This is a genomic window from Zhongshania sp., assembly GCF_029212375.1.
Classification (GTDB): domain Bacteria; phylum Pseudomonadota; class Gammaproteobacteria; order Pseudomonadales; family Spongiibacteraceae; genus Spongiibacter.
Genome location: NZ_JARGNU010000002.1, coordinates 212,816 through 224,159, shown reverse-complemented (window position 1 = coordinate 224,159; position 11,344 = coordinate 212,816). Strand labels below are relative to the sequence as shown.

The 11,344-nt window shown below is 52.7% G+C and carries 8 protein-coding genes and 1 riboswitch; all 8 genes read right to left on the bottom strand.

The features are described from left to right. Positions 1-371 precede the first annotated feature (371 nt). Entirely contained in the window at positions 372-2,183 is a 1,812-nt protein-coding gene (gene atzF, locus P1U47_RS03085; RefSeq protein WP_301027089.1) for an allophanate hydrolase, read from the bottom strand. Continuing rightward, entirely contained in the window at positions 2,180-5,845 is a 3,666-nt protein-coding gene (uca, locus tag P1U47_RS03080; protein ID WP_301027088.1) for an urea carboxylase, read from the bottom strand. The genes atzF and uca overlap by 4 nt, the downstream gene beginning before the upstream one ends. Positions 5,846-5,947: 102 nt before the next feature. After that, positions 5,948-6,589: an urea amidolyase associated protein UAAP2 gene (locus P1U47_RS03075; protein WP_301027087.1), complete on the bottom strand. Its 642-nt coding sequence runs from the start codon at positions 6,587-6,589 to the stop codon at positions 5,948-5,950. Between the two features lie 15 nt (positions 6,590-6,604). Continuing rightward, positions 6,605-7,315, bottom strand: coding sequence for an urea amidolyase associated protein UAAP1 (locus P1U47_RS03070; RefSeq protein WP_301027086.1), 711 nt, complete (start codon positions 7,313-7,315; stop codon positions 6,605-6,607). Between the two features lie 2 nt (positions 7,316-7,317). Further along, positions 7,318-8,094, bottom strand: a complete 777-nt coding sequence (locus P1U47_RS03065; protein ID WP_301027084.1) for an ABC transporter ATP-binding protein — start codon at positions 8,092-8,094, stop codon at positions 7,318-7,320. After that, positions 8,091-8,915, bottom strand: a complete 825-nt coding sequence (locus P1U47_RS03060; RefSeq protein ID WP_008248478.1) for an ABC transporter permease — start codon at positions 8,913-8,915, stop codon at positions 8,091-8,093. The genes P1U47_RS03065 and P1U47_RS03060 overlap by 4 nt, the downstream gene beginning before the upstream one ends. A 149-nt stretch (positions 8,916-9,064) precedes the next feature. Beyond that, positions 9,065-10,108 carry a putative urea ABC transporter substrate-binding protein gene (locus P1U47_RS03055; RefSeq protein WP_301027083.1) on the bottom strand — a complete coding sequence of 348 codons (1,044 nt, stop codon included), beginning with the start codon at positions 10,106-10,108 and terminating at the stop codon, positions 9,065-9,067. Positions 10,109-10,169: 61 nt separating this feature from the next. Further along, a riboswitch (guanidine-I (ykkC/yxkD leader) is annotated at positions 10,170-10,301 on the bottom strand. A gap of 229 nt (positions 10,302-10,530) precedes the next feature. Beyond that, entirely contained in the window at positions 10,531-11,295 is a 765-nt protein-coding gene (locus tag P1U47_RS03050) for a hypothetical protein (RefSeq protein WP_301027082.1), read from the bottom strand. Between the last annotated feature and the right edge of the window lie 49 nt (positions 11,296-11,344).

Genomic DNA, 11,344 nt, shown 5'->3' with positions numbered 1-11,344 from the left:
ATGACGACGCGTGACGTTCGGCATGACGACGCTTGACGCTCATGATGACGACGCGCAGCGCTCATAATGACGCAGAATCAGGGGTTATACGTGTAAGGTAGGGGTTTGTTGGTGCAGTGGTATTGGATTCTGAATCAAGTTCAGAATGACGGGGGGTTGCGTTCAGAATGACGGGGGGTTGCGTTCAGAATACCTGCGAGTGCATTCAGAATACCTGCGAGTGCATTCAGAATATCAATGCATGACGCTCTGAGTGAAGACGTATGAAATTCAGAATGATGGTTTGGGTGAGAGGATATGTGAGGCGCGGCGTTAGTGTGACTATCCGCCTGTATAGCAAGCGGATAGTGTATTCAAAAAATAATTGCGATCTATTTTGATGCCAAATAGGCTCGCCAAGCGCCTAAATGGCTAATGTCTTCTGCCCCCGCCAACCCAGAGGCTTCGCAGATAAAACCACTCACCTCGCTGCCGTCTGCCAGCGCGACTTTACCTATACCCAAAGGCGCAGGAATGCCCGCTACAAAGCTGCCGAACTCGCTGGCGGGTAGCGACCACACTTCTACTTCGATGGCTTGGCCTTCTCCCGCTGGTGCTACCACCATGCCTGGCCTAAACGGTGGGCCGCCAGCCAGCGCATAGAGTTTGTAATTTGGCGCCGATGTGGTTTTTTCAAGCAGGTAGCCTCCGCGCTCGGTGAGCTGCCAATTTAGTGGCTGACCTTGTAAGTGAGCGCCGCACACTGCCACGGCTATGCGCTGCTGATTGGCAACAGGGCTCGCCGTAGTCGGCTGGAAGGCGCCTTGATCTTTGCCCAGCGGCAATTGGAAGTACTGCTGTATGCGATTGGCGATCGACAGCAGGCGACGATCGGTAAAGGCCTCGCCAATTAAGGTTACACCAAAGGGGAAACCGCTCGCCGTGAAACCGGTCGGCACTGCCACCCCCGCCAGATCGAAGAGGTTCATGTAATTGGTGTAGTAGCCAAGATTGCTATTCAGCTTTATGGGGTCGGCGTTTACGGCGTCGATGCTATAGGGCCGACCTGCGGTTGGGCTTAATAAACAATCTACCGACGCCAACACCGAGGTTGCGGCTTTGCGCAGGGCTTTTAAACGGTACTGAGCTTGGAAGGCGTCTACCGCCGAACTCTTAGCGCCGCCACCGATAATGGTTTGAATAACCGGCAGCATGGCCTCGGGATTGTCTTGAATCATCGGCGTAGTTGCAATATAGCGCTCTGCAACCCACGGCCCTTCGTAGAGTAGCCGCGCCGCTTCTATAAAGGGCGCAAAGTCCACTTCGATAATTTCTACACCTTGTTCTTTTAAGGCGGTGATCGTTTCCTCGTAGCTAGCTTGGTAATCGCTGTGACCAAAAAAGGCGAGCTGATCTGCTGGCAATACGCCGATTCGCAGCGCACCCTGCCACGCGCCGTAATGCCGCGCCTGATTAGCAAAGGGATTTACGCGGCTATAGGCATCGCTGGCATCTTCACCCTCGGCGACGGCCAACAGTGTATTGGCATCGTCGCAGTGCAGGGCAAAAATGGTGATGCAATCCAAAGAGCGGCAAGCGGGCAACATGCCGCTGGCCGACAGCAAACCAATGCTGGGTTTGACGCCAACTAAATTATTGAAGCAGGCGGGTACTCGACCTGAGCCAGCGGTATCTGTGCCCAATGAAAAGCTGGCCATGCCCAAGGCAACCGAAGCCGCCGAACCGGCACTGGAGCCACCGCTGACCATGCTCGGATCAAAGCTGTTTTTACAGGCGCCATAGGGCGAACGCACGCCAACCAAGCCAGTCGCAAATTGATCGAGGTTACTTTTGCCCACCGGAATCGCGCCAGCATCAATTAAGCGCTGCACCACAAAGGCGGAGCGTTCTGGTATATAGCTAAATTCTGGGCAGGCTGCGGTCGTCGGCACCCCCGCCAAATCGATATTATCTTTAATGGCGAAGGGAATTCCGTATAGCGGCAGCGCGCGTATATCCGCTTGTTCCAGTTTTAAAAAATAAGTTTCTAACTCTGCCGCCGTTAGGGTGTGAATCCAAATATTGTGTTCGCGATACTGTTCGATGCGCTCGCCAATGGTCGCAAATACCTCGCGCGGCGTCAGACTGCCGCTCAAATATTGGGCGCGGAGATCCGTCAAACTTAAAGAAGAAGTGATACTCATGATACTGCCTCCAAAATCAGCAGAGATTGGCCGGCACTTACGCGGGCACCTTCACGCAATAATTGTTTTTTTACACGACCGGCCTCGGGAGCAAGTATCGCAATTTCCATTTTCATGGATTCCAAGAGCAGCAGCGGCTGCCCTTCTTTAACAATATCGCCCTCTGCTACCAACAGCTGCCAGACACTGCCCGCCACTGAGCTGTCGACGGGAATTTCGCCCTCGGCCAAGGTCACGATATCAACATTGTCGACAATCTCCGGCGCTTGGTAATGAAATTGGCCATCGGCATGCCAGCGCGCTAACTCCTCGGCAAAGGCCTGCTCGCGCTTAGCGTTGTGACTGGCAATCTCATCGCCATTTTCTTGCAACATGCTTTGATAGTCTGCAAGCGAAAATTCACCCTCTTCAATCCGCAGGGGGTATTTACCCAGCGGGAAGTCATTACGGATTTGCAGCAGCTCGTCTTGCTCAACCTCGTAGAAACGAATTTGATCAAAGAAGCGCAGCAAATAAGGTTCGGTAAATTCGGCGGTGCGCCGGTAGCGATTCCACATTTGCAGGGTACGGCCAATAAATTGGTAGCCGCCAGGACCTTCCATACCGTATACACAGAGATAGGAACCGCCGATACCCACCGAGTTTTCGGCGGTCCAGGTGCGCGCTGGATTGTATTTGGTGGTAACCAGACGATGGCGCGGATCAACCGGCGTTGCCACTGGCGCGCCTAAATACACATCGCCCAAGCCCATTACCAAATACGCCGCGTTAAAGACAATATCCTTCACCGCTGCGATATCGTCGAGGCCATTTATGCGACGAATAAACTCTAAATTGCTTGGGCACCACGGTGCATTTTCACGCACCGATTGCTGGTATTTTTCAATGGCCAATTGGCAGGCGGCATCGTCCCAGCTCAGCGGTAAATACACTGTGCGCGACGGCACATTGAGGTGTTCCAGTTGCTTAGACAAATACGCTTCTGCCGCCACTAATTTATCTAGCACTGCAGCCAAGCTAATTTTCATGGAATCGTAGTGCAGTTGCAGCGAGCGTATGCCAGGTGTGAGCTCGATTACGCCGGCAATTGGGTTTTGCTGCAAATACTGCATTAAGGCGTGGGCGCGAAAGCGCAGGCGAATATCCAGTTCTTGGGCGCCGTATTCCACCAGTAAAAAATGATCACCAGCAACGCGGTAAACCACATCATCGCCAACCTCGTCGGCACTTAGCTGCCGCACTATAGGCGATGGCAAAGTCGTCAAGGGGTAGGCATCGGGGCCAGGTGGCGACATATCGCTTAAGGTCAGGCGCTGAAATTTCTCGGCGGCCACAGCGTCGTTCACACTCACCGCCACAAAACGGATTTTGTCACCAGCGCGGAGCTGGCCGAGCTTCCAGAGATCGGCGGTAATTACCGTGGCGGGGCAAACAAAGCCCCCCAGTGAGGGGCCGTCGGGGCCGAGAATAACCGGCATATCACCGGTAAAATCGACGGTGCCAAAGGCATAGGCATTGTCGTGAATATTCGACGGGTGCATACCGGCTTCGCCGCCGCTGCTCCGCGCCCAGCTTGGCTTGGGGCCAATCAAACGCACACCGGTGCGACTCGAGTTGTAGTGCACTTCCCAGCTCGCCGCAAAAAATTCGTTAATATCGTCATCGGTAAAAAAGTCTGGCGCGCCGTGGGGGCCGTAAATCACCCGCAATTCCCAGTTGTTACCAATCGCTGGTTTAAGAACATTTGGCAATGGCCGCGGCGCAACGCTATTGTTTGGCGCCGCTTCACACAGCGATAACACATCGCCAACCCGCAGCGCGCGACCACTGTGACCACCAAACTGACCCAAGGTGAAGGTAGACCGCGAGCCTAAATATTCGGGGCATTGAATTCCCCCCGCCACCGCCAAATAGGCGCGCGCACCGGCCACAATGCGACCCAAGGCCAAGGTTTGCCCCGCTTTAATATTAATAACCTGCCACAGCGCCGAGGCTGCTTCGCCCTTAGGATCTATGACGTGGGTATCTGCACAAAAATGCTGACAGCTAAGGGGCTGGCCATCAATTGTTACCGGAATTTCGGCGCCGCCAATCACCACCTGAGTATCCACACTAAATAATAAGCTTGGGCCCTGCAGGGTGATTTCCAAACCCGCTGCGCGAGGATCATTGCCCAATACACAATTGGCCATACGGAAGGAATAGCTGTCGAAGGGGCCGGACGGCGGCACACCAACATTCCAGTAGCCCAGCCTTGCGGGGTAGTCCTGCACGGTGGTTTGGGTGCCGGCTTGCACCACATCTATACGCCGTGGCTGCCAGCTAAAATCATTTAAATAGCGAGTAGTAAGCTGGCCGCTGATTAGCACGCTGTCGTTGAGCAAGGCGCGCAAATAATCGCGGTTGGTGACAATGCCGTAGAGTTCGGTGTCGGCCAGCGCGGTGCGCAAGCCCGCAAGCGCCGCTTCGCGGTTGTCGCCATGGAAAATAACTTTGGCCAGCATGGGGTCAAAATACGGCGACACTTCTAAGCCGCTGTCTAGCCAATGGTCAATACGCAAACCGTCAGCCACCGGAAACGCGACCTTGCTCAGCAGCCCTGCGCAAGGTTGAAACTGCTTGTAAGGGTCTTCTGCATACACCCGCACTTGCACGGCGTGGCCCTTGGCAGATAAGCCGCTGCGCAGCTGATCTAACTCGGGTAAATCGCCGCTGGCTTGCATCAGCATCCACTTAACTAAGTCTACGCCCCACACCGCTTCGGTCACGCCGTGCTCTACTTGCAGGCGGGTATTCACTTCTAAAAAATAAAATTGCTCGGTGTCGGGGTCGTAAATAAATTCTACGGTGCCCGCATTGCGGTAGTTCACCGCGGCCAATAATTTTTCGGAAAGTGAATACAAGCGCTGGCGCACGCTGTCGGGTAAATTAGGCGCGGGACATTCTTCTACCACTTTTTGGTTGCGGCGCTGGGCAGAGCAATCCCGCTCGCCGATGGCCACCACCTGACCTTCGCCGTCGCCAAAAACCTGCACTTCGATATGCCGCGCGCGGGCAATAAATTTCTCTAGAAACACACTGTCGTCGGCAAAATTATTGCTGCCGAGTTTTTTTACTTTATCAAAACTGCCGCGTAGCTCGGCTTCGCTATGGCAGATCTGCATACCAATACCGCCGCCGCCTGCGGTGCTCTTAAGAATAATGGGGTAGCCAATGGCCGCCGCTTCGCTAACTGCCGTTTCAAGGTCGGCCAATAAGCCGGTGCCTGGCGGTAGTGGTACACCCACGCCTTCGGCAATATCCCGCGCGCGGTGCTTTAGACCAAAGCTTTGCATTTGCTCGGCAGTTGGGCCAATAAAGGCGATATTGGCGGCTTCGCAGGCCGCGACAAAACCGGCGTTTTCGCTGAGAAATCCGTAGCCTGGATGAATAGCCTCGGCGCCACAGGCTTTGGCAATGGCTAAAATTTTAGCGGCGTCGAGATACGTTTCGGCGGCGCCACCCTCGCCAAGGCTATAGGCTTCATCGGCATTGCGCACATGCATGCTGCGCGCATCGGCTTCGGCATACACCGCCACCGCAATAACATCGAGCTCTTTAAGGCTGCGAATAATCCGTGTGGCAATCGCGCCGCGATTGGCAATCAAGACTTTAGTGAACATAGCAATCCTTTACGGGCCGTCCCGTGGCACTTTACGACAGTGGCCGTCCACTGAAGTGATTTAAAAAGTCAGATGCCGGACGTCGGGCGTCTGACGTTGTGCTTAAGCATTCCAAACGAGGTATTCAATTGGCGTTGGGTTATAGGCGTTGCAGGGGTTGTTTAATTGCGGGCAGTTGGAGATCAGCACATAGATATCCATCAGCGCTTTTAGCTCCACGTATTTGCCTGGCGCAGAAATACCGTCGGCAAAGCTCAGTCCGCCCGCTTCGGTTACCGGCACGTTCATAAAGAAATTAATGTTATGACTGATGTCGCGTTTGCTTAAACCGTACTCGGGCTTTTCGGCAATGGCCAGCATCCAGCTGTCGCGGCAGGCGTGCATGCAGCGCTTTTCTAAATCGTAGCGCACGGTATTGCTCTCGGTGGCGCAGGCGCCGCCCAGGGTGTCGTGGCGCCCGCAGGTGTCGGCGACAATTTCGAGCATGGCGCGGTTTTCATTGCTGCGCAAAATTGAGCCAGCAGTGAGGTAGACATTGCCCTGTTCGCGAATGGTATCGGTCGCGCTATAGCGCTCACTGGGATTCGCCGCGCTATAAAACAAGGTGTCTGCGGCTTGGTTGCCTTCTAAATCTAAAATCCGAAAAGTTTGTCCGGCGCTGACTTTGCCAAGATAGTAATCGCCTGCGCCGACGGTCATCGAAAATACGGCGGTGTCGGCCTGTAATTGACTTGTTTTAATCATCTTCAATCCTCCGCCTTAGGCGCCCAAGTAATACAGGGCGTTATTGGCAAAACCCCGCGCATTTTCTGGGCAGTGGTTTAGGCATTCGTCATCCTCGGCAACGGCGGCGGCCAAACCAAGCTCGATACCAATGCGGTGTTTGGGATATGTCTCTGCCTTGCTATAGGGATGCGGGCAGCTATGCAGTAGCACCAAAGTATCCATTTCAAAGCGCAGGGTGACCGTGTCGCCAATATTGCTGCCCGACGGCGCCAAGGCCAAATTGCCCTCGGCGTCGGTCATCACTTTGCTAAACCAATTGAGATTAGCCGCCATGTCTGCGGCGCCTAAACCGTATTTGGCCAGCTCGACCAGAAAAGCATCGTAGCCATTTTGGTGCCAGTCGTTGCGGTCAGTTTGGTAGTCCCGCGCGCCCCATTTCTCGGCAATATGACTGGCGTGGCTATTACCACACACCGTGTCGTGCCAGCCAAAACTGTCTGCGGTAATTGATGCAAAAATTCTGCCCATATCCGAGTACAGGCAATGGCCCTGAGTTAATTTAAAGGTGTGCTGGCACTTGAGCGTGTCGGGGGCGTTATAGCGTTCCAGTAAATTGCGGGGGTTGTAAAACAACATTCCTACATTGCTAGCACCGCTTAAATCCCGCAGGGTCAGTTGCGTACCCCGCCGCAGCTCCAGTGACCAGTGGCCACCTGGCGCTAATTCTGTTGTGTAATTTTGCATTGCTATATTTCCTCCGCCTGCTTATTGGCAGACAGACTCCCGTCTATTTCTTCAAGTAATTCTGGTTCGCAGGCGCCGACCGGCAGGTCGTAGGTAATACCTGCGCCATAGGCATTGGGGGCCTGTGGGTCGACCCGCAGTTTGTCGAATACCCACAGGCGGGTGCCAAGGTGAAAACCTTCTTTTAGATCGTGGGTGACCATAAACACGGTGAGTTTGTGCTTGCGCCACAAATTTAAAACCAGCTCGTGCATGTCGGCGCGAATACCGGGGTCGAGGGCACCAAAGGGTTCGTCTAATAATAAAATGCGCGGCTTTAAAATAAGGGCTTGAGCAATGGCCAAGCGCTGACGCATGCCCCCAGAAAGTTCATCTGGGTAGCGATGCAACATGTGACTTAAGCCAACAATATTAAGCAGTTCAGCAGCCTCTTCCCGCGCGGTTTTCTTCGCTGCGCCCCATAAAAAGCCCAGTCTGCTGCGCTCAAAGGCGCGGGCGATCACCACGTTTTCCAATACCGTTAAGTGCGGAAAAACCGAGTACTGCTGAAATACCACACCGCGACCCGAATCGGGTTCGCTCGGTATTGCTTTGCCGTCTAGCAAAATACTGCCTTGCGACGGCGAATCAGTGCCCAGTAGCATCCGCAAAAAAGTGCTTTTACCGCAGCCAGAGGCACCAACCAGGGTAACGAACTCACCTTCTTTTACCGTGGCCGAAATATTTTCCAAAATAATGTTGTCGTCGAAGCGTTTCCAAACATTGCGAATTTCAATCATGACTTGCCCTCCTGCTGGGCATGCCAAGGGAAGGCAACGGCGCTGAGTTTGGCGAGGGCGTAATCGATAATAAAGGCCAGCAAGGCAATCCACGCCACATAGGGCAGAATCACATCCATAGATAAATAGCGCCGCACTAAAAACACGCGGTAGCCCAAGCCGTCAGTCGAGGCGATGGCCTCAGCGGCAATTAGGAATAACCACGCCGAGCCCAAGGACAAGCGCACTGCATCTATCAAGCGCGGCAGCAATTGCGGAATTAACACCCGCACAATAATTTGCCAACTATTGGCACCCAAGGTTTGGGCTTTGACGAGTTGCTCACGGGGAATTTCTAAGCTGCGCTTTTGAATATCGCGGGCGATAAACGGGGTAATACCAATGGCGATCAAGGCGACTTTAGACACCTCGCCCAAGCCAAACACGATAAACAATACTGGCAACAAGGCCATTGGCGGCACCAACGATACCACGGTAAGCAGCGGTGCAAAGCTGGCATTGACGACCGGCAAGGCGCCGGTCAGCAAACCGAATAACATACCCAGAGACGCGGCTATTGCCATACCAATGCCCAAGCGGCGCAGACTGCTTAGGGTGTCTTGCCAAAACAAATAGTCGCCGCTGCGCTTGCTGGGTTCAAAGGCCAAGCGATTAATGGCATCGCCCATTTGGGTGAAGCTCGGCAGTAATTTGTCTTGGGGGTTTTCAGCAAGCCGCGCGTCAGATGCCGAGATATACAGCAGTAAAATCACTGCAAAAGGCAGTAGGGCTAGACCAATCCGCCATACTCGACTGGGTCGTACATTGATCAGTCGTTTCATAAATTTGCTAAACCCGAGTGCATACGCTGTTGGCAAAGCGAAAGGTGGTTGAAGGTAGGCGCATCCCTGCGCCTGATTGTTGTTACCCGTAATCTACAGGCTTAGTCTCCCTCCCTGTTGTTGGAGGGTGATCTCGTCAAACGCGAGATTTACAGTTTGCCGTCTGCCGCCATTTGCATATAGCTGGGGTCAAAACGGAATTTGATATTGGCTTTGTTACCATAAACACCAGATGGGGTTTCAATGCCGATAAAGCCAGCGTCGGGTGCACCGTCACCCAGCAAGCCGTGGGCAAAGGAGAATTCCGCCACATTCTTCATGGTGGTTTTTAAGGCCGCACTCTTGGTAAAGGCAACTGCTTCTGCGGGCGTGTAAAACATTTGGGTACTCGCCAACTGGGCTTCGTAACCGGCTAAATCGGTGCCCGATGCCACACCCATGGTAGTGCGCGCTGTAATTCCGGTTTTATCCTTGGCGCTCATGGTGGCCATGATTTCATACCATGCGCCGGTCAATGCTTTGCCCAGTTTCGGATTGGCTTTCAAGACCTCGGTGTTAATAACCATTAAGTCGATTATTTCACCTGGAATTTGCGAGGAATCAAAAACCTTATTGGCGCCCGGCATAGTCATAATTTCGCTGAGCAGCGGATTCCAAGTAGCAACTGAAGTCACGCCTGCGGTGGGGAACACGGCAACCATATCAGCGTCGGAGGTGTTTACCACCGTAACGTCTGACTCGCTCATGCCCACGCTCTCTAAACCGCGAGCGAGCAGGTAGTGAGAAACGCTCAGCTCAACCAAATTTACGCGCTGACCTTTAATGTCTTTGAGTTTGTCGGAGCCTTTTAAGACTACACCGTCATTGCCGTTAGAAAAGTCGCCAACAATCAAGGCCGTGCTATCGACACCACCGGCAGCGGGTATGGTCAGTGCATCCATATTGGTCATGGCGCAGGCGGCAAATTCACCCGTGGTATATTGGTTAATGGATTCGATGTAATCGTTGATTTGTACTACCTCAATATCGAGGTCGTACTTTTTGGCCCACTTATCCATAATTTTCTGCTCGGCGGCGTAGCCCCAAGGCATCCAACCAACATAAATTGACCAACACACCTTAAAGCTATCGGTAGCTGCAGCAGAAAACGAAGAGAATGTGAGTGTAAGCAGTAAAGCGGAAAGTCGCTTCATCGTTGAACCTCCAGAGGTTTTACACAGTTGCATAGAGCACTCCTGGCGCATATCGCCGTTCGTCTCCCGGGCTTTTGTCCCGCCGTGTAACCTTTTTGCAGCCAAGCTGCTTACTCTAAAGGTCGAAAGCTCTCGGACCAGTCGTTGCCCTCACTGACTTAGTGCGGCAACCGGAACCCTAGCTTTCCATTTTTTGTGTCGTGTCCAATACCACCAAGAGTGCGGACACAAGACACTATACACATAGCGTGCCAAGCGCGGCATTCTTAGCTGACAGGGCTTATAAGCGAGCTAAACTGAGGCGATAGCGCCGATTGGGTGCGAAAAATCGCACCAAAAACAACCATAAGCACCAATATGGGTCAATATACAGCCAGTAATTCCTAATCACGACGCCATCCAAACCCTGACGCAGCTCACCATTAATGCTTATGGCTGCTACCAATGCCATTGCCCTGAGCGTCGTAGATACCGGAACTACCGTGGTCAATAAACCCGAGATTGATCATTTTTCGTATGAAGGGGTCCGATTCGCTGTCGCCAATGTCGGCGTAATCGGTTGTTTGATAATTAAGATACTTATCAAAGAAGGCCTTAATCATTTTACTGTCGCTACTTTTATTCGTCAGCGCCCAGACCGTGAGCTGGCCGTTAAGCTCACGCTGATAATTTTTTACAAGCTGGGATGCGGGCAACCATGTGAGTGTAATGAGCTGAGTATCGTCGTGTAATGTATAAATTTCTTCGCGCTCACAGCCCTTGCCAATTTTTTTATTCAACGTCATTTTGGCAAGCAGTGAATTAGCAATAAGTTGGCGCTTCATGCTCCAGTCATCATCATTTCTTAAGCCTTTAATATCGCTGGGGGCATATTCAATACCACGCTCATGGGCGTCAAAATAGCGGTTTAGCTTTATGGTATTAACGTGATTTCGCTCCCATATTTCGGTGACTTTTTTTGCAGGGTATTGCTCTGCAACGCTATTCCCGCTGCGCCACAAACCCATATTGGTGACCGTGTTAGCCTGAGTCTTAGCCGTGTGAATACGAATAGTATATTGCGCGCTAACTGGCATATTGGCATCGCAATTTTTTGCGCTATAGGCGAATGGGCTAACACCCATGACAACAGCGGCAATGGCAACAATACGGTATCGCCAACGGCGGGCTTTTTCAGTATCTATCATGTCGGTTTTACATCCTTAAATCTGACTACATGGCGCTGACAAACAAAAA